At 43.1% G+C, this 496-nt stretch carries 1 pseudogene; it reads left to right on the top strand.

Going from position 1 to position 496, the window contains the following annotated elements:
- Positions 1 to 17 precede the first annotated feature (17 nt).
- Positions 18 to 496, top strand: a pseudogene (locus AC3DEV_RS16790) (glycogen debranching enzyme); the annotation flags it as partial.

The following is a 496-nucleotide window of genomic DNA, read 5'->3' as shown; positions in this document are numbered from 1 at the left end:
GTCATAATCTTGCCAACATGGAAGAAAACCGTGATGGTCATGGTGAAAATATCAGTCAAAACTTTGGTGCAGAAGGTGAAACAGACGACAAAGATATTCAAGCACAGCGCTTGAATCAGCAACTATGTTTTATGGCGACGCTGCTATTAAGCCAAGGCACGCCACATATTTTAGGTGGTGACGAACTGTCCCATAGTCAACAAGGTAACAACAATGCCTATTGCCAAGACAACGACATTACTTGGCAAACTTGGCAAGACATAGACACAGAAACAAGCTTTGCAAGAGCGGCAATAAAAAACACCATAGCAACACTTATGGCATTACGAAAAGCCTATCCAATTTTTGCAGAAATCCGCCTGGAAGATGATCCGCTATATCAGCATGCGTCATCGGATAAAATCCATTGGCTCAACGAACAAAGTGAGCCTATGACAATCGAAAATTGGGCCGATGACGGTCGGCATTTCATTGCATTAACACTAACACCAGCCGA

The sequence above is a fragment of the Dietzia sp. IBK-p2-15D genome (genome assembly GCF_057773105.1).
This window is presented reverse-complemented; position numbering and strand designations above follow the sequence as displayed.